The organism is Cupriavidus sp. TMH.W2 (genome assembly GCF_050847365.1).
GTDB lineage: Bacteria > Pseudomonadota > Gammaproteobacteria > Burkholderiales > Burkholderiaceae > Cupriavidus.
This window is the reverse complement of record NZ_CP193794.1, coordinates 11,464-36,829: the sequence shown is the minus strand read 5'-3', so window position 1 is coordinate 36,829 and position 25,366 is coordinate 11,464. Positions and strand designations below refer to the sequence as shown.

Annotated in this window: 24 protein-coding genes; 13 read left to right on the top strand and 11 right to left on the bottom strand. The window is 62.8% G+C overall.

Features of this window, described 5'->3' with window-relative positions:
- Position 1 precedes the first annotated feature (1 nt).
- The 9 genes from ACREYQ_RS29700 to trfA form a co-directional block, all read right to left on the bottom strand.
- Positions 2–364 carry a hypothetical protein gene (locus ACREYQ_RS29700; RefSeq protein ID WP_432262875.1) on the bottom strand — a complete coding sequence of 121 codons (363 nt, stop codon included), beginning with the start codon at positions 362–364 and terminating at the stop codon, positions 2–4.
- 28 nt (positions 365–392) lie between these two features.
- A complete protein-coding gene (locus tag ACREYQ_RS29695) occupies positions 393–920 on the bottom strand; it encodes a hypothetical protein (RefSeq protein ID WP_432262874.1) in 528 nt (175 codons plus the stop codon).
- A gap of 32 nt (positions 921–952) precedes the next feature.
- Positions 953–2,077, bottom strand: coding sequence for a hypothetical protein (locus ACREYQ_RS29690; protein ID WP_432262873.1), 1,125 nt, complete (start codon positions 2,075–2,077; stop codon positions 953–955).
- A 45-nt stretch (positions 2,078–2,122) separates the two neighbouring features.
- Positions 2,123–3,505: a TrbI/VirB10 family protein gene (locus ACREYQ_RS29685; RefSeq protein ID WP_432262872.1), complete on the bottom strand. Its 1,383-nt coding sequence runs from the start codon at positions 3,503–3,505 to the stop codon at positions 2,123–2,125.
- A 7-nt stretch (positions 3,506–3,512) separates the two neighbouring features.
- A complete protein-coding gene (locus ACREYQ_RS29680) occupies positions 3,513–4,433 on the bottom strand; it encodes a DotH/IcmK family type IV secretion protein (RefSeq protein WP_432262871.1) in 921 nt (306 codons plus the stop codon).
- A gap of 9 nt (positions 4,434–4,442) precedes the next feature.
- Positions 4,443–5,132, bottom strand: a complete 690-nt coding sequence (locus ACREYQ_RS29675; RefSeq protein ID WP_432262870.1) for a DotI/IcmL family type IV secretion protein — start codon at positions 5,130–5,132, stop codon at positions 4,443–4,445.
- A gap of 250 nt (positions 5,133–5,382) precedes the next feature.
- A complete protein-coding gene (locus ACREYQ_RS29670; protein WP_432262869.1) occupies positions 5,383–5,952 on the bottom strand; it encodes a hypothetical protein in 570 nt (189 codons plus the stop codon).
- A gap of 859 nt (positions 5,953–6,811) precedes the next feature.
- Entirely contained in the window at positions 6,812–7,369 is a 558-nt protein-coding gene (locus tag ACREYQ_RS29665; protein ID WP_432262868.1) for a DUF882 domain-containing protein, read from the bottom strand.
- Positions 7,366–8,715, bottom strand: a complete 1,350-nt coding sequence (trfA, locus tag ACREYQ_RS29660; protein WP_432262867.1) for a plasmid replication initiator TrfA — start codon at positions 8,713–8,715, stop codon at positions 7,366–7,368. The genes ACREYQ_RS29665 and trfA overlap by 4 nt, the downstream gene beginning before the upstream one ends.
- Positions 8,716–8,837: 122 nt before the next feature.
- Here trfA and ACREYQ_RS29655 point away from each other — a divergent pair, with 122 nt between their 5' ends.
- The 5 genes from ACREYQ_RS29655 to ACREYQ_RS29635 all read left to right on the top strand — a co-directional run bounded on the left by ACREYQ_RS29655 (position 8,838) and on the right by ACREYQ_RS29635 (position 14,763).
- The gene (locus ACREYQ_RS29655; RefSeq protein ID WP_432262866.1) at positions 8,838–9,719 is read left to right on the top strand and encodes a hypothetical protein; all 882 of its coding nucleotides are present in this window, start codon (positions 8,838–8,840) and stop codon (positions 9,717–9,719) included.
- Positions 9,720–9,950: 231 nt separating this feature from the next.
- A complete protein-coding gene (locus ACREYQ_RS29650) occupies positions 9,951–11,132 on the top strand; it encodes a ParA family protein (protein WP_432262865.1) in 1,182 nt (393 codons plus the stop codon).
- A 4-nt stretch (positions 11,133–11,136) separates the two neighbouring features.
- Positions 11,137–12,114, top strand: coding sequence for a ParB/RepB/Spo0J family partition protein (locus tag ACREYQ_RS29645; RefSeq protein ID WP_432262864.1), 978 nt, complete (start codon positions 11,137–11,139; stop codon positions 12,112–12,114).
- A gap of 241 nt (positions 12,115–12,355) precedes the next feature.
- On the top strand, positions 12,356–13,783 hold the full coding sequence (locus ACREYQ_RS29640; RefSeq protein WP_432262863.1) for a hypothetical protein: 1,428 nt from the start codon (positions 12,356–12,358) through the stop codon (positions 13,781–13,783).
- Between the two features lie 380 nt (positions 13,784–14,163).
- Entirely contained in the window at positions 14,164–14,763 is a 600-nt protein-coding gene (locus ACREYQ_RS29635) for a hypothetical protein (protein WP_432262862.1), read from the top strand.
- 50 nt (positions 14,764–14,813) lie between these two features.
- Here ACREYQ_RS29635 and ACREYQ_RS29630 read toward each other — a convergent pair whose 3' ends face one another.
- On the bottom strand, positions 14,814–15,146 hold the full coding sequence (locus ACREYQ_RS29630) for a hypothetical protein (RefSeq protein ID WP_432262861.1): 333 nt from the start codon (positions 15,144–15,146) through the stop codon (positions 14,814–14,816).
- Positions 15,147–15,374: 228 nt separating this feature from the next.
- Between ACREYQ_RS29630 and ACREYQ_RS29625 the strand changes: the two genes are divergently transcribed.
- Positions 15,375–15,953 carry a hypothetical protein gene (locus ACREYQ_RS29625; RefSeq protein ID WP_432262860.1) on the top strand — a complete coding sequence of 193 codons (579 nt, stop codon included), beginning with the start codon at positions 15,375–15,377 and terminating at the stop codon, positions 15,951–15,953.
- Between the two features lie 750 nt (positions 15,954–16,703).
- Here ACREYQ_RS29625 and ACREYQ_RS29620 read toward each other — a convergent pair.
- The gene (locus ACREYQ_RS29620) at positions 16,704–17,699 is read right to left on the bottom strand and encodes a hypothetical protein (RefSeq protein ID WP_432262859.1); all 996 of its coding nucleotides are present in this window, start codon (positions 17,697–17,699) and stop codon (positions 16,704–16,706) included.
- 1,017 nt (positions 17,700–18,716) lie between these two features.
- On the opposite strand from ACREYQ_RS29620, the gene ACREYQ_RS29615 reads away from it, so the two are divergent.
- From ACREYQ_RS29615 to ACREYQ_RS29585, 7 genes are all read left to right on the top strand, one after another.
- Complete coding sequence (locus ACREYQ_RS29615; RefSeq protein ID WP_432262858.1) at positions 18,717–19,178, top strand: DotD/TraH family lipoprotein; 462 nt, start codon at positions 18,717–18,719, stop codon at positions 19,176–19,178.
- Between the two features lie 6 nt (positions 19,179–19,184).
- On the top strand, positions 19,185–19,994 hold the full coding sequence (locus ACREYQ_RS29610) for a type IV secretory system conjugative DNA transfer family protein (protein WP_432262857.1): 810 nt from the start codon (positions 19,185–19,187) through the stop codon (positions 19,992–19,994).
- A 1-nt stretch (position 19,995) separates the two neighbouring features.
- Positions 19,996–21,174, top strand: a complete 1,179-nt coding sequence (locus tag ACREYQ_RS29605) for a type IV pilus twitching motility protein PilT (RefSeq protein WP_432262856.1) — start codon at positions 19,996–19,998, stop codon at positions 21,172–21,174.
- Positions 21,164–21,412 carry an IcmT/TraK family protein gene (gene icmT / locus ACREYQ_RS29600; protein WP_432262855.1) on the top strand — a complete coding sequence of 83 codons (249 nt, stop codon included), beginning with the start codon at positions 21,164–21,166 and terminating at the stop codon, positions 21,410–21,412. Before ACREYQ_RS29605 ends, icmT begins: the two co-directional genes overlap by 11 nt.
- Positions 21,413–21,443: 31 nt before the next feature.
- Positions 21,444–22,493 (top strand): plasmid segregation protein ParM domain-containing protein, encoded by a 1,050-nt coding sequence (gene parM / locus ACREYQ_RS29595; protein ID WP_432262854.1) that lies wholly within the window; start codon positions 21,444–21,446, stop codon positions 22,491–22,493.
- Positions 22,494–23,128: 635 nt separating this feature from the next.
- Positions 23,129–23,641 (top strand): toxin co-regulated pilus biosynthesis Q family protein, encoded by a 513-nt coding sequence (locus ACREYQ_RS29590; protein WP_432262853.1) that lies wholly within the window; start codon positions 23,129–23,131, stop codon positions 23,639–23,641.
- Entirely contained in the window at positions 23,642–25,360 is a 1,719-nt protein-coding gene (locus tag ACREYQ_RS29585) for a hypothetical protein (RefSeq protein ID WP_432262852.1), read from the top strand. It abuts the gene before it with no gap.
- Positions 25,361–25,366 lie beyond the last annotated feature (6 nt).

Genomic DNA, 25,366 nt, shown 5'->3' with positions numbered 1-25,366 from the left:
CTTACGCGAAGATCGTGTTACGGGTCAGGCCGACCAACAGCGGGATGATCGTCATGGCTGCGCCGACGATCACACCGGCAATCGCACCCTTCGGGCTCTCACGCTCTTCCTTCGAGGCCTTGTACATGCCCCACACACAAATCGCGAACAACACGATGCCGACTGCCGCGCAACCGATCAGGAACAGATCGATACCCGATTGCAGCGTGCTCTTGCCCTTCGTAAAGGTGGCCGTGAGGTCGTTGCTGCCGGCACCCGACGTGTTCTTGATGTCGTCGAGCTTGAACGACTGCGCCTGCGCGGTGCCCATGGCGGCGTAGACGACCATGGCCGCAACCATCAGTTTCTCGTACTGCTTTTTCATTGCTTAACTCCCGTGGTGGTGTGGTGAATCAAAAGAGAAAGATCTTCACGAAGTCGAAGCCGGTCACGCGCGTGACAAAGACCATTGACTCCTCCATGTAGACGCATAGCATCCCGCCAATGATGTAGGCGATGGCCCCGGCCCACTCCTTCTCGGTTCCGCTGAAGAAGCGATTGAGGAGCATCCATCCACGGCCAGACGCAATGAATCCGAGGATGGCGAAAAGGCCAAACAGGGCGGTGATCGCAGCTTGCTGCGTTGCCGTCATGCCTGAACTCTGGAAGCCCATGGATCCGTTCTGGATCTCTGTGCCCAGCACCGTGTTCTTGGTGAGCGCCGTGATGTACATCAGGCCCGTCAACAGGGCGCCGATAACAACGTTGGAGGCGGCCCCGGCGTGGCCAATGTTGCGGCCGCCCGGCGTGCGGCCGTCGTTGTAATGGATGACGTAGAAGCCGTACACGCCCATCGCCACCAGTACGACGCCAGCCAACGCGAACAGCACCGCGCAGAATGCGAAGATCGCGGGGAAGGCCCCCGAGATGTTCACGAGCATCTGCAACAGGTCGGCGATACCCCCCGAGCTAGTCACTGCCTACCTCGCGTACCGATGTACTGGTTGCCTTCGAGCACAATGCGACGGCTCTGCGTGTCAATGCGCATGACCTTCATGCCGTCGATCATGTCACCGGGTTTTACGCTGTCTTCGCGCTCCTCACGGCCAGTAGCGCCGGGGCGCGTGTAGAACGCCATGTCGCCGACCCAGCCCGTGAGGTAGTAGTCGCGGCGGGCCATGGGCTCGGCGCTGCTCTTCGCCTGCTGTGCCGCTGGCTTGGTCGCAGCGCCACGCGGGACGCCGCGCACAACGCCGGCGGCCACCTCACGTTTGTGCTCGGCCTCGCCATCCTTCGCGCTCGCCTTGGTCGCGGGAGGGTCCTTGCGGACAGGCTTCGTGTCACTCTTGGGCTCGGGCTTGGGCTGGGAGGATGCGCGGTTGTCGCTGACAGACTTCAACGTGCGCGACAGCTCTTCGAGGCGGGCGTCCATGACACTCAGGCGCTTCATGATCTCGTCGCGTTCACGGGGCCAGTCCCGCAGCGTCTGTGCCGATTGCGCGTCGATCCCTTGTGCCTGTCCTGAGCCTTGCATCTGCGCTCCGGGTATCGCGGAAGCTGGCGGGGCAGTCACAGGGGCTGCCGACGGCGGCTGTACCGCTGCGGGCGCTGCAATGGGCGCCGTGGGCGCCGATGCAGGTGCGGCTTGTGCGGACTGTTCGGCCGCACCGCCCTGCGCAGGCGGGGCGTTGCTCGCATAGGGTTGGCCTGCCTGCGTCGGGGCCCCCGCTTGTAGCCCCAGTGACGGGGTCACCTGAGGTGCCTGTTGCGGGCCGCCGGGAACACCGCCGTTACCGTAGACCGGCACAGGCGCATTCATCTGCGGTTGCGGAACATGCGCGGCCACTGAAGGTTGTATGGCGACGCCGCCTGACATCGCGTCATCGCCCGCCGCCTTGGATTTCTTAATCAGCACGACAGCATACAGACCGATCAGCACCACAATGAGTGCAGCGCATCCGATGATGAGGTACTTCAGGAACGGCGGGAATGCGCCCTTCTTTTTGCCAGCCGTCGTCTCGGGTGTCCCCACGTCGTCGCCGTGGTAGAGGTCGTCGGCGAGGTCGATGTGTGCTTGCGTTGGTTGGTGTTCTTCCACGGTTGGCCTCTCGTTACGCGATAGAGCTCGCTCGCTCGATTGAAATCAATATTTTTTTTCTTCGTACACCGGCGCCAAAAAAATCACCGTGACGTCTTTACCCGGGTACAACTTCATGGTCGTCTTGATGGCCTGCGCTTCCCGGGAGAACGTGTCGCCCCATGCCATACCGGCTTGGCCGGCGGCCATCTGGGCGGTGCGGCGCGCATCGATGCGATCGGTGGTCGTCGTCGTGGTCGTCACGTTGCCAACCGTCGTTGCGCTGGTCGTACCGGTGATGATCGATGCCGCTTGGCCAAGACCCTTCAGGAGACCCGCCACAAACACGCTGCCGTACTTGCGCACACTGTGCTTATCCACGTCGTCAACCATCGCGCTCTCGCCGCCTTCGTCAACGCCGATCGCATTCACGGCAATCATGCCTTTGCCAGCCCGCGAGAACTTGTCGAGCGTCACAGAGAAGCTGGGGTCCATCGCATCGGCATTGCTCGCCTCCGCGCGGCCGATCATGGTGAACGTCTCGTTGGCGGTGGCAAAGCAGTTCAGAACGACATCGCGGCGGGTAGCGTCCGAGTTCACGCCATTCTTGAGGCGGCAGTAGTAGGCGTCGCCCGCGTCGATCAGGGGCTTCTGCCCAGACGCTGCGGCGAGCTGTTGCGAGCTGAGCTGGGCGTTTGTGACGCCCGCTTGGCCATTGGTGCTGCCGGCGGTGGCTTGCGCGGACACCGGCATGGCCGCAACGGTGCGCTCAGGCAGGTGGTATTGGCCCGTCGTAAAGGTGCTGACCGATGCCGTCGGGCAAGGCTTGCCCATTGCGCAGACCATTTGCGCCGTCACCTCGGTCGTGATCTTTTGCATCGTCTGCTGGTCGACGACCATGGCGGGGGCAGCCGCCGGTGCGGTCGCGGCGGCTGCCGGCGCGCTGGCCGGTGCAGCACCACCGGGAACACTGGCCGGCCCGGCAGCGGCTGCGCTGGCCGGTGCCATCGCATTGCCACCCGTGCGGAAATCGTTGCCCGTGCTGCTGGTAATCACCGGCCCCGGAATGTAGACGCCGCCCTGCTTGCTCACGTTCGAGCTCTGCATATTGTCCGCTTCGCGACGCATGTTGGCTTCCTGCTCCGTCGCTGCAATCGTCGAACCATAGCCGTTGGGCGACGGCGCCATGGCACCGCTCGCGTCCGGGCGCTGCTGGTTCATGGGCGGCTTGCGATTGAAGTTGTAGAAGCCGACGCCTGCCAGCACCAGCACGACACCTGCGAACATGAAGATGGCTACCCGGCCGGCACCCGAGCCGAAGGTGTTCTTGATGTTTCGCTTCTTGAGCTCGTTGGTCTGCTGGCGGGTCTTCTTCTGCTTCTCTGCATCAAAATCCGTGCCGATCTCTTGCAGATCGTCCAGCATGGTCTCGATTCCGTTGTCGCTCATGGTGTGCTTAGTTTCCGGAGATGGTGAGTGAGCTACCCTTACCGTTGATGCTCACGAGCAACGATGGGTACACACGGTTGAACGCGTAGACGTGCATGCCATCGGCGCTGCCCACGTGGTTCATGAATGCGGGGGACAGCAGTGTGTGGCGTGTGCGCAGATAGAGCTTGCCGTTCAGCGTCCATGCATCCGCTCCCGTGCCGCCTACCTTGAGGCGGACAGCGCCCGGAGGCGGAACGCCATCGAGAAATGCGCCCATGGCGCCATCTGCCTCTGGAAGACGGTCCATGGCCATGATCTGGGGGCGAGCATTCGGGTTGCGCCCCGAGATGCGCGCCGAGATCTGCGAGTCGACCTCGTTCGATTGCCCGACCGTCAGGACAAAGGTAATGGGCGAAGCCAGATCCTCCAACTCCACGACAACGTTGCCGTAGCCATACATGAACTTCGGCTGCAGCTTCACGATGTTCGTGGAGCTCTTTTCCTTGCCCCCTGCCCCGGCGCCACCAGCGTCGCCCGGGCAGGACACGCCATCGGTGAACTGGCTGCAGTCCAGCGAGACGCTTTTGACGAACCACGGGTTGCCATTGGTATCGCTGAAGACCAGCGACGTAATCCAGCCCGACTCCAGCCTCACCAATCTCGGCGCATCGCTGTCGGTCGGGTCGATATAGAACGGCCGTGCCACTGGCTTGGCGACCTTGTTCTGCGGATAGGGCGACACCATTTGCTTGCGCGCTTGTGCAGTGCCAAGCTTCAACTGCTCGATCTGCTCGGGCGTGAGAACGAGCGCGGCCTGCCCTTTGACGATGCTATCCACCTGCTCCCGCACGATGGGCACAGGCGGTGTAGTGAGGGGTACCTGTTGCTGGGCGGGGGCAGCAGCGGCCGTGGTGGTCAGCGCAAGGGCGGTCAGTAGCTTCCTCATGATTCGATCTCAGTTGCGCGATTCCAGCAGGTAGGAGGATTCAATGCTCTCGACAGCGAGGCCGCGCGGGTTCCGCGTGCTTGGCGGCACGCGTACCACCTTGACTTTGAGCAGCAGCTTCTCGGACGTCGGGGCCTTGTTGCCTGCGCTGTAGCTAACCAGCAGGGGAACATCGATCAGCCACCAGTCCGGTCCGGCGCTGTTGGCTGCGCTACGTCGAGAGGGCACGGGCACGTGGCCTGTACCTGCTGTCGTAGCAGACACGACGAAATAGTTTTCGATGACGTTCTTCAGCACACGCGATTGACCGAACGCACTGACGTAGGCGTTGCGGTAGTCCTCGGTAAAGTTCCGTTGTGCGCAAGTCTCGATCTGGCGCTGGTAGTTCTTGAAGTCGTACGTGTTCACACACACGGCGACATCGACCGCGAAATCGACGATGGTGGGCAGGTCAACGGTGGCCCCTTTGGTTCCGCTCACATTGCACATCGCTGCCGCGTTGGCAGTGGGTACGTATTCGACCTGCGGGAAGTGATAGAAGGCAAGCCACCCCAGAAACACGTTGGCGACGAACATCCCGCCCGTGACCGGAGCCCAGACGGATAACGACTTCTTGTTCGCGGTGTAGTTGTCTTCCTCCTGCTTGCGCTGTGCATGCACGCGCGCCAGTTCGGCGGAAGGCTTGTTGTCGCTCATCATTTACCTCGAAATGTCGGAAGTTCGCATGCGAACGTGCCATCGCTGATGTAGGTGTGGACGTGCTGTGCGAAAACGCCTGCGTAGACGAGCAGGATCAGGGCCGTCACACAAAGCCCATAGGTCGTGTAGCGGCACAGGTTGCTCAGCGCCGCGAAGATCCGACCGAAAACACGAAAGAAGAGCGGGCTGCGATCGCGGTGCGGTTGACCCCAAGTCGTCGCGTGCCGGACGCGGGTGTTCTTAGGGGCTGTCATGGGCGCGACAGAAGCGAACGGAAATCGCGCTTGGCAGTCTGCGGCGCGACCTCAGTTTTCACGGGATAGGCCACGAGCGGGCCGCCTTCATCGCGCAGGACCGCGCGGGTCACGGCCTGCTGCCAGTCGTCGGCGGCGACCGTCGCGAATCGCTCGCGGCCGATCTTGCGCACAGCAGTCCAGATGACCTTTTCAAGCCAACGCGCAGCAATCTCGGGGTTGGTGGGAGGTGTCGCGAGGAAGTGCTTGGCACGCTCGTAGAGCGACGCGAAGGTTTCGCCGAGCTCCGCCAGTGCGGCGTCGGCCACGGCTCTCCGGAACTGGTCGATGGTGGGACATTCGGCGCATTCGGTCACCACGAAGCGGATCAGGCGTTCCGCCGTGGCGTTGCGCTGGGCGGCCGGCACAACGTTCATCAACTCGGACACGAACAGCTTGACCTCCATCCCGTCGCCCCCGGTGCTTTGGGGGAACAACTGCGCGGCCTGCTTCGCAAAGCGGTAGTCGTAGTACCGCTTGCCCTGTAAGGCAGCCAGCAGTCGATCGGTTCGGGAGAGTTCCGCCATGGCAGACGCGCACAAAACTGTTTTGTTAGGGTCGCATTCTCTGGAAATCTCGTGTTTCTGTCAATGTTGGTTAGAAAAAGAACATTTTTTTCTAGACAGATGTGCGGGGTGAAAACGACAGTTGGCAATGTCCGAGTTCAACACGTACTTGCACAAAAGCTGCGCTGAGATGCCCGATGCGTCCGTTGCCGGGTGTCTTTGGCTTGAAAGGGATCTATCGACCCACCCTACCCCGCGCGTGCAGGCGCACGCGTTTACTGGGTACTGGTAAACAGTGGTATACCTGTTGTAAACATATTGTCATCAACGGTTGCCCGCATATTCCCCCGCAAAATCAGGGACTTGTGGCTTTTTTGGGCGTCACGGTGTCCGAGCTGAACACGTACTTCGTCCGAGTTAAACACGTACCCGGTCCGAGTCAAACACGTAGTACGTCCGAGTCAAACACGTACCCAGTCCGAGTTGAACACGCCCGCTGTCCGAGTCAAACACGTACCTGAGTCCGAGTTGAACACGTAGTTGTCCGAGCTGAACACGTCAGTGTCCGAGTCAAACACGTATCCGGTGGGTGACCGTAAACCCTCACGTATACCGCAGCGCGGTGCTGGTCGGTTGGCCCAAGTGTCCGAGCTGAACACGTATTTCTGGCTCGGCGTGAGGTGCTGACGGCAGGAAGTCCGAGTTAAACACGTGTCGGCGTCAAGGCAACAGGCGCGTGCCGGCGGTCGTGTATTCGTTGACATTCAAATGCTGATTGGCACGGGATCAGCGGCCGGCTGCAGCCGCGCCAAAAAAAAATGGCGCGCCCGAAGGCGCGCCCAACGATGGACGAGGCCTTGGCAGACCTCGCATAGAAACTCTATCGGCGCCTTGGCTTGGATCCGTCCCAGAAGCGGACACGGCCCGTGTCGCCGTGCGTGAACGTCGGATACACCCCTACGCCCCCCATGCCGAAGAAGCCGAACATTTGCGCCACCTGCTGCGGGGTATAGGTGTCGTGCTTCACGTCGGCTGCCTTGGCGTTCTTGTGCTCGGAATTCTCGTCGCCCTTCTCTTTCCGATTGGTCGCATCCGTCCGAAAGCCGCTTGTGATGATCCACGGTGTCGGCTTACCCAGTAGCAGCTCCTGCCAGTACTGGGCGCCATAGAGCAGGTTGAGCAGATTGACGTCCATCATGACAGTCTCTGCTTTTTGCTGGTCGCGAAGGATATAGCAAAGTCGCACGTAATTGTTGTAGTCGACTTGGCCACCAGACCAATAGGTGACGCGGAACTCGTCACCGGTTTCCTGCCGGCGAAGCCAGAGGCTCCGATCCCGGACCCAGTAGTCGTTAGTGTGCGCGCCCGCAATCGACGGTGTAAGGAGCCCAGCCCCTAGCGTCGCAGCACCTGCGATCATGAAGTCTCTACGGTTCATGCGACCGGGTTCTCACGCGGTTCCACGGGACTGAACGACGCAGCCTTGGTGATCGAGACCTTGTCATTCACTTCGTCAAACGTGAAGCTGTCGATGACGCCCTTGGCTTTCAGGCCCGCGAGAGCGGTGGGTAGGCCCTTTTGCCGGAAGTCGGAGACCTTCTTGGTCAGGATGGCGCGTCGCGCTTGCTGGTCGGTTTTCTCGGGGTTCGCTTTTCGGAAGGCCGCCTGCAGCGCCTCGACGGTGCCATAGCAGAGCTCGAAGAGGTTGAGGATCTTGAGCGGGTAGACCTCGGCATACGGGTTCGTCTGCAGGTACTTGAAGAGCTGGCGCTCGATGCCGTTTGTGGCGTGGTATAGCTTGTCCTCAAGGAGAACGTAGCTGTTGTCGAACAGCAGAACCATGCGCGGATCAAGCTGGATGTAGCGCTTGGCGCCGCTGACTGTCATGTCACGGATGGCATTGAAGGGAATTACGTTGCGACCCTTGGCGAGCATGATGAGGCCTTCGCGGAATCTCCAGAGACTGCGCTCGACCTGCTCGATATCGTTGCTGCCGAACTTGCGCGATGACGCGCTGGCGGTTTTGGCAAATGGAATGGTGCTGATCTCGATATACGCCCACGGCGCCTGATGCTGGGCGATCTGTATCAGCTGCATGAGTACGCGCTCGTCGTCGTGGCGAAGCTCCATGCCCGAATACAAGACACTGATGTTGGCGCCGAGCTGCCCCATGAACTCGCGTTCGCACCGCCGGCGTGGCACGTTGTTGCTGGCCACATGGAAGAGCGATGTCCTGCAGATGTCTGCGGGGAAGGCCAGTCGGCCCATGGGTGTTGGCGGAAATCGAAATCCAAGCTGCAGGGCCTGCTGCCGCGCAGCGACCCGCTCGGGCTGAAGCAGATCCTTGGCGGCATCCTCGGGTTCTACGCTTGCCAGCAGCTTGGCGTGCGGGTGGATGTTCGCATCGTTCTGCTGGAGCAGGAGGGAGCGCAGCGCCTCCCCCCGAAGTGGCTGTGGCTCGGCCGGTTCCGCTGGCGCTCCACCGTTCGGCATCGGTTCCGTCGTCTCGGCCAGTGTCACGTTGCCCTGTACTACAGGCCCGGCGTCCGTGCCGAACAGGTTGCACTGGGCCGCGTTGCCTTTCGCGGGCTTGCCGCCATTCAGGACCCTCGCCATCTCAGCCTTGACGAGTTGCCATGCTTCCGGGAGGTTGACGTTGCGGTCGTCCATCATCGCGCGGATGCTTTTCTCGACGTCCCTTGCATGCACCGTCGTGACCTGCCCGTTGACCTCGAAGGTGGTGCGCTGTTCCTCAGGCGCAAGAAGCGCGTCGATGTCGTTCATCGTTGTCGTGGCCCGCTGGTGGGGCTGGAATTCCGTCAAATGCCTGCTATTATACGCGACATAGAAAAAGATCATTAAATTTCTATCTTTTTGCGACGTTTACAACATAGTGAGGCCAGAATATGGCGAAATTGAGCAGGCAGCAACTCAGGGATGTCTCGCTGGTGCGTGGCGTGTCGATGGACGATCTGGTAGCTCGGACGGGCGTGCCGATGGCCTCGCTGATGGCCATGATGGCCGGCGACAGCGACAAAGACGCCAGACTGTTGCTGTCGCAGGAGACGTACGGCCGCATTCTCCATCTCCTCGGTGTCAGCGCCGACGGATCAGGGCTGGCAGCCAAGCAGGTTCGGCTCTGGACCTGCGCCGAGAAGAACTTTGGGGCGTGGCAGACCGCGTTCACAAATATCAAGAAGTCGCTTTTGGCCGACAACGCAACCGTTGTGCTGGCTGAGATCGTGGCGGGCGGCAGCCTGTTTGCTCGGAAGCGTCGCATCGTCCTGCTGCACGACGAGCAGTCGCAGGCCTCGATCGTCGTTGCCGGTGTCTCCGACAAGTTTTCGGCCGAGCTGCAGAAGATCTTCGGCACCCCATACGCGCACAGCACCAAGATGTCGACCAGCGATTACAGCCGCTTCCTCAAGCTGGTGGACAACAATGCTTGCTCGCATGCCCAGTTCATCGGGATGCTGGGTGGCGGGACGCTGCGGTACAGCTGGGCCGACGTGAAGGCGGCGGCCCAGCAGTTCAATCTCCAGCCGGATGATCTGATCGTAATGATCTCGGATCGCGTCCACGCAGCGGCGCCGGCGTCCGCTTCTACTGCCGCCCCTGCTGCCGCCCCTGCTGCGCCGATGATGTATCAGGAGCCCAAGCTATCGTTGGTTATCGACGGCGCCCCGCAAGCTTCGGCCGTCACGCCCGTACCGACCCACGCCGAGGAGCCCGTCCCCATGGTGGGTCACCAATTGCTGTTTGGTGGCCAACGCGTGGCTGCGATGTAGTTTCTTCCTCCCCCCCGCCCTAAGCCCGTCCATTGACGGGCTTTTTTATTGCCCCAAGCAGCGGGAATAGGGCGCAGATCACTTGCTGCATGCCTGCAACGTCGCAAAGTTAACTTGCGTATACGTCACGGGACAGCTAACCTTCTCGCCAATTAGACCGAAATGGCGTAATTCGTCGCCAAACGTCGAATCCACCTCAAAGGTCGATCCTACCCAATGAACGTCATGGACATGAAACTGGAACTCCCCGGGAAAACGACGGCTGATGACATCACCGGCCTCGCCAATGTGTCTGTCGCCATGCTGCAGAAGATCCGCGACAGTATGCTGGAACCGTTCCCGAGGAAGAAAACCCCTCTCCTGTCGTCATCGCGGGTTCAGGAGATCTGCGGGATTGACCGCCAGCGGATGAATTACGCCCTGAAAAAGGGCGACCTCCCGCAGGGCCAACAATCGCGCCCGGGGGCGCCGCGTTCCTTCAGCATCGAAGAGACGATTCAGTGGGTACGCACAGAGGCCAAGCCGGTCCCGCGTAAGGGCAAGGCGAAAGTCATCACGGTCGCCAATTTCAAGGGCGGCGTGACCAAAACCACCACTACGATGGGATTGGGGCAGGGCCTCACCATGCGACGTGGCCGCAAGGTATGTCACGTTGACCTCGACCCGCAGGGGAGCTTGACGACGCTTTTCGGGATCAACCCCCATGCCGAGATCGACCCCTCGCAAACCGTCTACGCATTGGTCGAAGCATACTCGGAAAAGACCGAGTTCGATATGCGGTCACTGCCCCAGCAGACGTACTGGCCGAACCTTGACCTCATTCCTTCGTCGACAGACCTCTTTAATGCCGAGTTTATGCTGCCAGCTCGGGCCCGGATAGACGGGCCCAGTGCGGCATTCGAAAAGGTGCTCAGCGATGGTTTCGAGCAACTGAAGGACGAGTACGACTACATCATTGTCGACACCCCGCCAACGCTCAGCTACCTGACCATTAATGCTATCTATGCGGCGGACAGCGTCATCATTCCCGTCGTGCCGGACGTGCTCTCGCTCGCATCCATGGTGCAGTTTTTTCAACTGTTCTCGGATCTCGTAAATGGCATGCGATCCGTTGGATTGGACGAGCACCACAAGGACTTCGACTTCCTCGACATCCTCATCACCCGGATGGTCCAAGAGGATTCACCGAAGGTGGTTCGGGATTGGGTGCAGCAGGTCTATGGCTCACGAGTGTTGCCTATCGAGATCCCGGAGACCGTCGTCGCCCGGAACGCAAATCTGCGGTTTTCAACCGTTTATGACTTGGCGTCCACGGACGTGAATGCCGAATCGCTTCGCCGCATTCGTCCTGCCTTCGATCAACTGGTGGACCGAATCGACGACAAATTCTGTGCCTTGTGGCAACGAGGTTAAAGCTATGAGTGGTACCAAGCAAACCGCCGCGCGAGCGGCTTCAATTCGATTAACTGACGACGAGAAGCAGGCGGCTCAGCGCGCAGCGCCCCCGCTGCCCAGAACCGCCCCCGGACAGTTACTGGAGATCCAATCCCTGAAGGCGACGGTCGCTCGCAAGGATGAAGAACTGGCGCTAATGCGCCAACAGTTGACCACTGGCTCGGACATCGCGCTTGACTTGATCGACGAGGTGGAGGGACGTCGGCGCAAGCTCACTTCCGAGGAGTACGCAGAACTGACGGAGAATCTCCGGCGGCATCCGCTTGGCCAGCCAATCACTCTTCGACCGAAAGCCGACGGCAGGTATGAGCTCGTTGCTGGTCACAATCGCACAGCAATTTATCGTGATCTCGGCCGGACCACCATTCCAGCCTTTATTGCCGAGGTTGCGGACGACCAAGTGGAAATGGTCGCTTTCCTCAGTAACCTGCTGTCCCCGGCGCTGAGCGATTTCGAGAAATACTGGAACTTCAAGAAGCTTGCGTTGATCTCCGGCCTGACTCATGCCGCCATCGCAGATTCGACCGGCCTTAGTCGCGCTCACGTCTCGCGGATCATGAAGTTCGACGCGTTGCCTGAGGAAGCCAAGCTATTGCTGAAGGATGCCCCAGATCGCCTCGGAAGCAATGCGGCAGAAAAGCTCGCGCAGCTGGCACAAGCGGGACGGGCGGATGAAGTGACGGCTGCGATTCAAAAGCTGGTGACTGACGAGACCGTAACGCAGGATCAAGCCATTGCCTTGGCCAAGCCCGCATCGACGGCCCCCGCTCCTTTAGAGAAGCACACCGTCAAGCACGGCAAGCAGACGTTTTGCGACATAACCGTGCGGAACAACGTCGTGGGGATTCGTTTCGGCAAGGCGGTCAGCGAGGACGATGCAAAGCGCTGGGCTGCCAAGTTCAAAGAGTTTGTTGAGGCCGAGAAGGCGAAGGAACAGTGATGCTCTAGTAGAGCATCCTTATAAATCAATGAGTTACGAAATGAGAAAGATCTAGGACCGGGCGGACGCCCCAAAGACAAAAGCCTTCGGCGGCAACCGAAGGCTTTTGAGTAAAACGGGCTTGGCTCCCATCAAGGCACCTCACCCTGCACCGCCTCAATGAGGCAGGAGTGGAATCCCGAGTGTAGCGGATGTCGCGATGGAGTCAAGCGAGGACCCCTGTTTTTTGACAGAGACCCGCATGAACATCGCGCAATCCCAGATTGCAGGCGAGGCCACGTTGCGCCTGCACGACATCGACATCCACGCGGCCGAGCTAGTAGCCGCCCTCGCCGGCGTCGAGCCGGCTGACAACGACGACAACTCGGACGACTGCCCGGACGACGAACTGGACTTCGTGGTCGACGAGACCCGCCTGCCCTACATCGTCCTGCAGGCCAATCACCGCGCCCGCAGTCTGAAGACCCTGCCCCTCCGTGCCCGCAACACGCTGGGCGCGATCGCCCTCACCGTCGACCAGCATCAGCCGTTGAATTCCGTCTTCGCGCGCCGCAAGTATCTGGCCGACCGCGCCGGCCAGTCGCTACGTACCCTGCAGCGCAGTCTCACCGATCTGCTCGACGCCGGTATGATCCGCTCGGAGCTCTCCCAGAACCGCAAGCGCAGCGGCGAATTCGCTGGTCGCTTCATCTACCTGACCGACATGGCGGCCCGCCTGCTGGGCTTCCTTCAAGCGCCGGCGGCGTTGGAGGAGGCCAAGGCCCCTGTCGCCGATTCTGTGGCCCAACCGCGTGCCACTCTGTCAGGCCGCGCTATATATAGGTTTTATCAGAGCCCTTCCTCTCAAAAGAGACAACCCGGGGACCTGCCCGAGGACGTGACGCCGCTGCAGGCCATGGGGTTCTCGACATTTCATATTTTTGCCCTGATGCGATCGGCACGGGTCGATCACGGCAAACGGCTGGGCGACGTGGTCGCCGTGGCCGGCGAGCTGCTTGCCAAGGCCAAGCACCCCCGGGCCTATCTGGCCACGCTGCTGCGCAGTGCCACCGACTTCGCGTTCTTGGCCCGCCAGCGCCGTGCCAAGAGCGACGCGGCTGCCCACGCCGCTGCCACCGCCATCGAGCAGGAGGGTCTGCAGGCTCGCATCGCCGGACAGGTGTTCTACGAGCGTGATGCGGCCAAGCGCTATGCGGTGTCCACCGATGGCGCCCAGCTGGTCGTGCGTGACCCGCAGGAAGGCGCCGACCGCATGGCCGCGCCCGGCTGGATAGCCGGAATGGTCAAGGGCCTGCGCACCGCACAGCTGGTCCCGGCCAGCCCGTGGCTGGACGCGCGGTTCGCCGAACGTCTGGAGGCCGGCCTTGCCGGTCGTCCGACGGGCGCCGCTGCTTGGTCGGCTGGCGTCGGCCAAACGAGCAGGGCAGCCGGGGGCGCCGAAACGCCGTCCCGGGAGGGCGGCGGGAAGGGTGCCTTGACGGGCGCCGTGCAACGCGCCAAGCCGGCGGCCCCGGCTGCGTCCCCGTCGGTGGCCGCAGCCGCCGGCGGGACCGTGACCCCGGGCGCGCTGGCCACCGTGGCGGACTACCTGCGGGCTGCCACGGCGCCGCGCGCACGCAGCGCCGCCATGGAGGCCTGCATGGCCACGGTGCGCAAGACGCTGCACTGAGCCGCAGGTCGCATGCGGGTGGGGAATCGCAGTGCCAAACAAGGAATTTGAATGTCAAAGAATTCCAGGCTATGCCATGGATCTCTGGCGTGTTTCTGGCCCAATCTGAGGCGACACACGCGCATAGCCCGAGCGTCCGCGCCGCTGCGTATAGATTCCTTTGAAAATCAATGGGATACCAGAACGGCAGGGCGGCTCGACACCGCATAAAACCCGGGATATAGTTCGGGTTATCAAGCCCCTGCCGGTTTTTGGTCATCTTTTTTGGAGCTGGCAGGGGCTGCCCAACTATTTTGAGAGTCCGACCGTGACGAACATGAGATGCCTCGTCCAACCACCCGCCCCGGGGCCCGCGCCGGCGCTACCAGCGTGCCGTGATCATGGCTGAATTCACCCGCGAACAGTTCCGCGCGCTGGTGCGCTGGAAAGGCTATACCTACCGCGAGCTGGCCGAGCGCTGGGGCGTGAGTCCCGACTACATTGGCGAGCTCGCGCGCAAGGCCGGCCGGGCCGCGCACTGGGACGACGCGCTGCGGGGGCTGCCCAACAAGCGCACCATGACACGCGATGCGCGCCTGCTGGCGCGGCGGCTCGCCGCGCTGGTCGAGGCGCGCCAGCACGCGGCGGCGCTACGGGCGCTGGCACGCAAGCAGGGCGGCGAGTACCGCTACCACGGGCACTGTGTGGTGGGCGACATCTACACCGTGGAGAAGACGTTGGGCGAGGTCGCCGACGAGGGCGAGCGGGGCATCGTGTTTCAGGTGAAGGACACCGGAAAAGGGGAGCGTTACGGGATCGTCTTTGAGCGCGGCCTGTGGGACTGGTTCGAGCCCAAGTATCTGGACAACGACCTCGCCGCCACCGGGCTCTCGGATCCGGCCACCGCCACGAAGCCGCCCAAGGACGAGGTCGAGCTGGCCAAGCGCATCGCCGCCGGGCAGCTCAACTACTGGCCCGCCGTCTCGACCCGAGGCGCGTGAGCCGGCGCACCGATGCCGGGCGGTTGGCCCCATTGCGCGGTGCGTCGCGGCTAGTGCTTGTCGAGCTGGCGCAGGATCCGGTACCGCTCGTACGCGTCGGGCCGCAGTCGCTGGAGCTCCGCCTCCACCGGCCGGCCCTTGATCTGTTCCCCCGCAATGAAGGCTGCTTCATCGAGAGAGAGGTAGACGTTTAGCGGCTCCCGGTAGAGCCGGTCGATCTGCCGCTCCAGTGCCCGACGATCGACCAAACCGGGCAGGCGCTGCAGCAGCGCCTTGGCCTGTGCGTCGGCCGGCGGCCCGAGCCGTGCGGCGAGGGCGGACACCCCCAGCGTGCGCCCGTCCAGATAGCCATCCAGATAGCTGTAGCGCTGCGCCGGCGCCATGGCGAACCACCACTCGCCATTGAGACCACCTCGGCCAGTGCCGGGCCGGGCAGCACAAGAAACAGGGCGGTGGTACCGATGAGTGACCAGATTCGCATGCCGGGCTCCGCAGGTTGGTAAGTGTCAAGCCTACCGGCTGTGGGCAGCCCGTTGATATCCCGCAGGACCTTGAAGCCTTCTTGATTAATGCATACGATTCAAGACCCCCCTCCTCATCGGACGGAAGTCATGGTTACGGACAAGACGTATTACACGGTCGAGCGCATTGGGCCCGCGATGGCAAAGATCAAGCCAGTCAAGCTAGTCAACGTCCACCTCGCAGGCAAGCGCGGCCCGAACGGGGCCATGTGCATGATCGAATTGGCGAACGGTACGCGCACCCCTGCCGATCTGGCAGCGCTCTTTGGCACGCGGGACGAGGCCGTGGCCAGCGTGGCGGGCATCCAGTATGTCGTGCATGAGGGATGGGGCGGTGGCGGCCGGGGGCAGGGCCGTCGCGCGCCGGCCGCCACCGGTGCGGTATCCCGCAAGAGCGTGACGCTCGACGCGGGGAGCATCGACATCCTGCGTGGGGCAGGGGACGGCGACCTCAGTCGCGGGATCCGCCTCGCGGCGCAGATCCTGCGCGACGGTACCGACGGCATCATCGTGGCCGTCGACGGCGACACGGTGCGCGTGCTCAACGGCGGCACGCGCCTCGCGGCGAAACTTGAAGCGAAGCGCCGCGTGCTGGCGCTCACCACGACGGGCCTCACCGTCCAGTTGAAAGCGGGCGCCGACGGCGCCCTGCGTTGCACGCCCGTGTGAGGCGTGGCCCCGGCCTGCAGACCGCAAGGCGGCAAGCCGGCACGGCGCCGGCGCCTTCGAGGTGAGCGGGGGGAACGGGCGCGCCGCCGGCGCGCAGTCCGGGTCGATCGCGCCCACGGCGCACCTGACGCACGCGGGCGAGCGGTGGACCGGCTCCTCGCGGCCCTGCCCCCACGGCGCTGTGCGACACCAAAAAATCGGCAGCGCTTCGCGCCGCGTCGTTCCAGCGGTACCCCATCCATCGCCTGCGGCACCGGATTGCCCTCCAGCGACACCGCGCCGACCGATCGGCACCGATGCCCCCCGGCTGCAGGCCACGCGTCCCGACGAACCAGCTTCGCCGGGACGCACGCGGGCTTGCGCCTGACCGGGCAACGCGGGTCCCCGGTCCCGGCACCGCTGGGGCTACCACCCAAGCGCAAACCAGAGCCGGCGCGGCGCGCCCCCAGCCCGCGCGCGGGCCCGATCGATACCAAGACGGTCGGACGGCGAGCCGTCCGCCCCGGGGCACCCAGTCGGCCCTAGTTGGCATCAACACAAAACGGCCGCCGGCTGAGGCCGGCGGCAACGGCAGCGCGGCGCGCCAACCGGCATGGCAGGAATGCCCCGGGGCCTTGCGGCCGGGTCGGTGCCGCTTCGCCCAGTTGGCCGATTCCCCGGTACCGTCCTCGGGGTGCCAAGTCAGCGGTTGATCGCGATCATAAAAAAAGCCCGCTTGCGCGGGCTCACCGATCGATTCCTCACCGATCCTCAGCGCAATCGCGGAACACGACCGCCTTGCCGCGCGGCCAAGTAGCTGCGATAGGTTTCCAGCGTGACGCTCTGCACGGCCGCAACCGTCTCCGCTGTCGGGAACACGCGAATCTTGCCCCGCCCATGGCGGCGCTTGCCATAGTGCTCAAACGCAGTCTTCGTGCTCTTGTGGCCGACCGTGGCCGAGAGCAGCAGCGGGGTCTCGAACGTGAGCTTGGCGTCAGCAATGAACTGGTGCCGGAACGAATACATGGTGACGCTGGACTGCTCCTTGCGGGTGCCGGCCACGGCCATGGCGCGGCAGGCCTCGAACTCGTGCTTGAGCGCGAGCTTGATCCGTTGGGCTTCCTCGTCCGTCTCGGCCGCGCAAGCGGCAAGGGCGCGCGCAAGCGTCGCCCGTTCGGCTTCGTCGAGCTCATCCACATACATCTCCCGGATCGCGCCGTTGGCGCGCCCGTTCGAATGCTTGGCGTTGCGCACCTGCAGCACCGGCCGGCCGTCCTCGGCGTGCGTCGTGAGTTTCGAGAACGACCACTCGATCGGGCGCAAGCCAGCCAGCAGCGTGCCTTCGAGTACGGCGAGCAGCGCCGCCGCGTGCTTGTGGCCCGCCGCTATGCGGCGCTCGATCACATGCCGGATCTCGTCCCAGTCCTGTTTGGGTACGTGCTTGCGCTTGCGCCCGGCCGTGTTCGCGCTCGTGCGGGGTAGCCCCGACGACCCATACTGGGCCAGCTGCTCCAAGGCTTCGTGATGCCCCGGGTACTGGGTCTCGATCACGAACGTGGCGGCCGCCTTGTTGAACCGCCAAGTGGCCATGGCCATCTCGGGGCGTCGCATCATCAGGTAGGCAACGATCTCGGACGGAGTCGGATCCTCAACGCCCGTCTCGCCCGCGAGCCGGTCCATGAGACGCCGATAGTGCTGCTCGTAGTTGGCCACGGTACTGGCGCTACGTGTGGGTGGCGTGGATTGGAACTGGGTCGCGCTCTGCATGCTGGAGATCAGTCCTTCGTGTCGATGCCCCGGGGCCGTAAACGGTGCCGCGCTTGCGTTTACCGGTGTCCCATGGAGCGAATTTGATGCCGATTTTCCACTTTCGATACCGAATTAGCAATCTGGGGGCCGGTATTTTGCGTAATCGTGAACACGTGCTGTTGTTTTGGTATCTCCCCCCGTTATAGCCAGTCCCCAACGCGACCGTAAACGTGTCGCGCCGTGCTGTCTATAACGGGGGTGCGTAAACGCACCGCTGCGATACCGCAGGGGCGTTCTGGTTCACGAGCAGGGCGTAGCTTGGGCCCCGGGTCAGCGTCTGTAGCGGTCGGTATCGCGCATTGCAGCCAGAGGGCTGTCAATAAATGAATTTGAATGTCATGGAATGCTATGAATGACATCGCAATCCCGGCAAAGCCTTGTGGGACCGTGGCCATTTAAAGGCGCGTGCGGCGCACCGGGCGAATTTCGGCAATAGCGGACGGTAATTCCGATGAATTTAAATACCCGTGAAATCGCGGCGCAATGTGCGCTAGGCACGGAGCAGGGCAGCGACGGTTTACTGTCGCGTGCACCGTATACGGTCAGCAGATCGTCGCTGTCGTAAACGTCGGGCGGCGGTTGCGTTAACGCAGGTTTACGTGATGGCCCGGTATAGGTGGGACGCTCGGCGGGTGCCGATCCGGGAGGGGCGGCGTGCGCGCGGCACACGGGGCCCGGTTCGTGTTCGATTTCCGCCTTCGCCCGGGCGCACGCCAGCAGGGCCTATAGGCCGGTCTTCCCCGTCTGCCGCCAGAGGGCTGGCGGCAGACGGGGGGTGGCATGGAAGCCCAACCATCCCCGCGCCGCCGCCCACAGGGTGCGGCGGCGCCTGCGCCGACCGCTCTGATCGGTGCCACGTTTGGCGCAGATGCAACAGAAAAAAATAATTATTTTTACATCCTATGGAGACGAGAAACCTAAAATCTGTAAGAATACGGTGCGTGAAAGACCTGACACATGCGTCCAAGGATTGAGATGCGCGAACTCGCAAGGAAGTCGGCCCTGTACGTGGCCACGCTCGGACTGGTGGCCGGCTGCGCCCAGCCGGTCGCCCCGGAAGCCACCGACGAGCAGAAGACCGCTGCCGTCTACGACAAGCTGGTCACGCTGGCAGGTGTCGCCGTCAACGCGCAGCGCGAGCTCGCGATGACGGCCGATGCCAAGCGCCAGACCGAGATGAGCCGTCGCCAGCGCTTGCTGACCGATGTCGTGAGTTACGACTCCTACGCCGACGTGGAAACGATCCTGCGCGACATCTCGACCAAGTACGGCTACAAGCTCGAAGTGTTCGGCAAGCGCCCGGCGGGCGGCGTGCCGGTCAATGTGTACGTGCAGAACCGCCCGGTCGTCGATGTGCTGAAGTACATCGGCTACTCGACCCCGTTTTTCGACATCAAGCTCAATCCGGACGCGATCGAGCTGCACTACAAGGGCTAAGCGGCCATGCCGATGGACCTCACGACGCTTGAAGCGCTGCAGAGCCTGAATCAGCCGGTGATCGAGCGCAAGGTGACCGAGACCGGCGACGGCGGTCGTGGTACCCGTCTCGATGCGCTGCGTAATGCCGCGCTCAGTGTCGGCGCGCGGGGCGCGCTGATTGCGGAGACGAAGATCATCAACAAGGCGCTCAAGCAGGCCGAGCGCACGCTGGATACCACCTACAACTTCCAGCCCCTCATGATCGAGGGGCGCATCATCCCGGCGGTGCTCACCGAGACCCGTGACCTCTATACGCAGGAGGGCGACAAGACCATCCTGCTGTCAGGCATCAGCTACAAGATCGAGGCGAACCCCCGTTTCGTCTCGCGCGCCCCGACATGGCGGGAATACCTCTATATGGAACCGGGCGAGCTCACGCCGGCGAGCCTGCAGCTGCTGCCCCGCGACAGCAATGAGCAGGAGATCTGGCGCCGCGCGGTCGCCGAAGGTTGGCAACAGGGCATCAGGCAGGCCGATGAAATCTTCGAGGCCAACTCCAAGCGGCTGGAGCGTGACTACACCGGCATGATTCGCTACCACAAGCTCGCGCTGAACAACAAGATCACGCTGCCCACTCTTGCCCAGTCGATGCTGCCGATCAATTCCAAGGGCGACACCATGACGGTGGATGAACAGCTGCTGCGCATCACGCGGCTGCCGGCCTTCAACACCAACATGTCGCAGTGGGAGGCGCTGGGTCAGGAAGTCGGCCAGCTGCAGCAGCCGGGCGAAACGCCCGCGCCTGCGGTCCGCAAGTTGCCGGAGGTGCGCTGACATGTGGGCGACCTCGCAAGAGCCGATCCAATACATTTCGGATTGGCGCGAACCCAACCAGTGGGGCGACAAGCACGACCTCTCGGCGGCCATGCTGGAGGCCGTGCTGCAGGGCGCCAGCGACATCTATTTCCATGCCGGCAATCCCTTGCTCTGCAAAATTGACGGGCGTCTGCAACAGCTGACGACCCGCAGGCTGGTGCAATCCGACGTGATGAACGTGCTGCAGTACGCCTGCGGCAGCGGGACGCTGTCGAGCCAGCTGGAACAGGGCAAGGAGGTTGCCACCAGTTACAGCATCCTGCATCCGACCGAGCGCGACGCCGCCGGCGAGCGTCTGCGCTACCGGTTCCGCGTGAACGCGGTGCGCGGGGAGCTGCGCAACAGCCCGAACGCCCAGATCGTGATGCGCTCTATCCGTAGCGAGCCCTACAAGGCGCACGAGATCGCACTGGAGGAGGACCTGCTTGCGGCGATGACGCCAGAAACCGGCTGTGTCTGGATCACCGGTGCAACGGGGTCCGGGAAGTCCTCCACCATCAGCGCGGTGTTCGACCGCATCCTCACGACCGAGCACCCGATCATCCACGGCAACATCCTGACGCTGGAGCGGCCGATCGAATACGTATACGACAACGTCGTCAGCAAGCACAGCGTGATCCACCAGAGCGAGGTCGGCCGCGATATCCCGAGCTTCGCCGAGGGCATCAGCGCCTATATGCGGATGGATCCCTCGCTCATCTTGGTCGGCGAAACGCGCGACGAACTCACGGCCGCTGCATGTCTGCAGGCAGCGAACACCGGCCACCTGACCATGAGCACGTTGCATACCAACGAATGCGCCTCCATCCCGTCGCGGCTGCTGTCGTTCTTTCCGCCGGAACTGCGTAGCACGATGATGTTCGAGATCATCGACACGGCGCGCGTGCTCGTGAACCAGCGACTGGTGGCGCACGCGAGCGGCCGGGGCCGTGTCGCGCTGCGCGAGTACCTGATCCTCGATGAGGAGATGCGCAACCACCTGATCCTGAAGAGTTCGCCCGAGCGGCTGACGGGAGACCTGCGCGAACTGGTGCGCCGTTGCGGGCGGACTTTCCTGCAGTCGGCGCAGCTCGCCCACGCCGCCGATCGGATCAGCACCCAGACCCTTGAAGATTGCCGGAGGCGCTATGGCCGCTGATCCGCACTGGCGGAACACCGCCAACGACGTCCGCTTCCTTGGGCTCGACGCACGCGCGTTTTCCCCATTTCCGGCTCTGCTGATCGTCAAGAGCGCTTCGTTGCTCTACTTCGGATGCGTTTTTATTGTTTTTTTTCTTTTCGTAGAGAAGAAACTTGGGCTAAACTTCACAAAATTCAAACGAAAACTCAGAGTCTGGATCACCGGACCTGTGAAGACGGTCAGGCGCATGCGCTGAAACCGGATTTCAACACTCGATGGACATAACCATGGCAAAAACCGCACTCGCAATCGCAGCATCGCAGTCCGATCTCCCGCCGGCCTTCGTCGGCATCGATGACGGACACTACGGCATCAAGGCCGTGACGGACGCCTTTGGTGAACTCAGGTCTGTCTACGTGCCGTCGCGCATCGCCACGGGCACGATGGTGGATCTCGGGACCAAGGCCGAGGACAACTGCTACCGCGACGCAGATGGCCGCACCTTCACGGTGTCCGCGCAGTTGCCGTTCACCGACACGCGACTGGGCACCTATGCGCTCAGCACCGAAAACCATGTCCTCATCCACCACGCGCTGATCCAGCTGGGTCTGGCGGGGCGGGAGGTGAGGATCGCCACCGGCTTGCCGGTGAGTGACTTCTATCTCAACGGCAAGACGAACGACGATTTCATCCAGCGCAAGATCGAAGCACTGGCCAACGCCACGCTGCGCAACGCCAATGACAGCGTGCCGCTGGCGCGCATCGTTGGGCACACCGTCTATTCCGAGGCCATCGCCGCGTTCTATGACTGCGCCGTGGACGAGCAGGGCGACGAAGTGACCGCGCTGATGGATCAGGCCGAAAATGGCCCGATCGCCTTTGTCGATATCGGTGGCGGCACGACCGATGTCGCCGTGGTCCTGAACGGTGGTAGCAGCGTCGATACGGATCGCTCGGGCAGCGCGCGGCTGGGCGGCCTGTCGCTGAACGCGGCAGTCGAGAATGGTATCAAGGCCGCGAAGGGATGGAAGAGTCTGACGCCCAAGCAGGTCGATGCGGCCATCGAGACCGGCACCGTCCGCGCATTGGGTGCCGACCACGACTTCAGCGAACTCGTGCGGTACGAGAAAGAGCAACTGGCGAAGAAGATCATCGCCGAGCTGGCCAAACGCGTCGGCGATGGCGCGGATCTCGAAGCCGTGTACTTCGTGGGCGGGGGCACCAAGCTGCTGCACGAGCAGTTGAACAACCTCTACCCACACGCTGTGTTTGTCGGCGATCCGCAGTACGCCAATTCGAACGGCTTGTGGAAAGCCGTGAAGTACCTGCAAGGCTGACGCGCATGAGCGCAGGACGACATACCAAGCGCCTGAATGTCGTCCTTGATCGAGATCGCGAGCGAGACCGTAGGGCGCTCGATGTCCTGAGCAAGATTCCGGACGGGACGCTGATGTACGTGGTCCGGACGGTAATGCTCAACGGACTCGCAGACCTCGATGAGGACGGCGTAAATGCACTGATCGCGCAAGCCGCGCGGGATCAGGTCGGACGTGGGCGCAAGCGCGGCCCACGCCCCGGCAGCAGGAATAAGGTGGTGGCACAACGCGACGAGGCAAGGACAACGCCCGCAGCTCCGACGCCTGCGCCATCTGTGACTACAACGCGGTCGCCTGTTGCTGACGCACGAGACGGCGACCAACCGATCTCCCCGCCGCCACAGGCGGTGGCAGCTGAGCCGGCCGTCGCGCCAGCTCCTGTGCCGCAACCCGTGGCGCCACCTGTCGGCATGCCGGCGGCACCGGTCAGGACGAATCGTCTGGCCCGGCTGCAGGGTCAGGGGGTGAGCGGACCGCAATAACGCGCAAGCGCAACGGAAAGAGGAAACATGCGTACAAGAATCTTTGCAGCGGCTGCCATGGCTTTGGCATGTTCGCCGGTCGTGGTCCATGCGGGCTTCGATATCGATCCCGCCATGGCCAAGACTTTGGCGCCGAAACCGGCCGAGCCGGCGCCGCCGGCTGCGACGCTGGTGGCCGCGCACGAGCCTAAGGCAGACCCCATTGCAAAGATAGCGGCCGCCAGCGACTCGCCGGCGGCTCCTGCGGCAAATCAAGACGCAGCCCTTGCCGTCACGAGCTCGCCGGTAGCAGCAGCCGTCAGCAGGACCGCCGCTGCCGCGCCGGTAGCCGTCGTCGCACCGCAGCCGACGACGATTCGTGAATGGCAGATCGAGCCAAAGGACCTGACCATCTACGCGACCCTGCGCCGCTGGGCGAAGGAAGCCAGCTGGCAGGTGTCTTGGGAAGTGCCGGTGGACTATCCCGCCACGCTGACCAGCAGCTTCCGGGGCAGTTTCGAGGATGTCACCGAACAGGTTCTGACCGCCTACAAGAACAGCGAATTTCCGCTGCAGGGCTGCTTCTATCAAGCCAATCAGGTTCTCCGTGTGACCCGCTACGTTGCCAACAGCCGCGACTGCCAGTAAATGAAAAAAACCATCCTTTCCTTGGTGTGCTTGTCCCTGCTCGCTGGCTGCGCCGCGCCGATGCAGGAGGTCAAAGACGCGATGAACGGCGCCGATGCGAGTCTCGACAGCATTAGCCGCACCGTGGCTGCCAATTCGCTGCGCGATGACGCAGTGGTCCACCGTGTGAGCGGCGCATGGCTCGGTGGCAAGGCGATTCCTGTGTCGTCCGAAGCGACGCTGCCGGAAATCTTTCGCCAACCGTATGAGTTTCGCGAGCTAAGCAACAGGAAGATCAATCTGGCCGTGTTTGCCCGCTTGTTCACCAACTCTACGGGCATCCCCGTGCGTATCGGTGATGTTTACGGCGCGAACCGTGGTGGCCAAGGCAACATCGCGGCGGCCGCGACGCAAGCCGGGACACTGGCCAGCCCCATCGGTCCCACCGGCGCTCCGATTCCGATCGCCACCGGTACGCCGCTTACCGCGTCGTCGACTCTGCAGGTGACCAATCCGACCGATCCCACGCTGTCTGGGATCGACCTGTTCTATACCAAGGCGACACCGGAGCGCGTGCTCAACGATGCCATGTCGCAGTGGAACCTAAACTGGCAGTGGCAGGACGGGGCCGTGGTGATCTCGAAGTACATCACGCGCAAGTTCTCGTTGAAGATGCCGACGCGGGACATCACCACCAAGAACGAAATTGGCAAGTCCAGCGACTCCAAGGCAGCGACCGGCACGGCTGGCGGCGCGAGCGGTGGGGGCATCCAGACCGGTTTCACTTCGGCCTCCACCATCACCGCAACGGCAACGCTCAAGGCCTTCGACGAGCTGATCGCGGAGCTGCAGGGCCATCTGCGTGACACCACCGTGACCGCCAACCGTTTCGACGGCACGATCACGGTGACGGGGAGCCGCGACAACATTGCAACCGCGCAGAAGATGATCGATCGCACCAACGAGATCGTCAGCCGCTCGGCCAAGCTCAACATCGCGGTCTACCAGATCAAGAACAATAAGGGCGACGAGTACGGCGTCAACTGGAACATCGTCTTTCAGAATCTCGCGCAGCGCTTCGGCTTCAATCTGGTCTCACCCGCGAGCGTGGTATCGGCCAACGCCGCAGGCGTGACCTTCAATATCCTGACACCCAGTGGTGGCACGCCCGGCCAATTCAATGGCTCTACGGCTGTGCTGAACGCGCTGCACAGTTTCGGCGACGTAGTGACGCTGCGCCAGCTGGATGTGCTGGCGCGCAATCGTCGCCCGACGCCGGTCAACATTACCACCCAGACCTCTTATCTGGCACAGACCACGCCTGCGACCGCCACGCAGGGAGGCACCGGGGGCATTCCGGGCCTCACGCCCGGCGTGGTGACCACCGGCTTCGCTGCCAACGTCGAGGCCAACATCAACGACAGCAACCAGATCAACCTGAGCCTGAGCATGGGCATCGTGGATCTGGTGACTATCGACAAATTCGGTACCGGCACTGGTGCGACGGCCCAGATGATTCAGCTACCGGTGACGAGCGGCTTCGAATTCCAGCAGGACGTGGATTTGCGGCCCGGCGAGGTGCTGGTGCTCACGGGCTATGAGACCAAGGTCGACCAGTACATTGCCAACAAGCTGGCACGGGAAGCGCCGATCTGGTTGGCAGGCTCGTTCAATGGCAAGGGGACCAAGGACAAGATCGTGATCGTGGTCACCCCGACCAGCGTGACCAACAGCCTCTGACCGGAG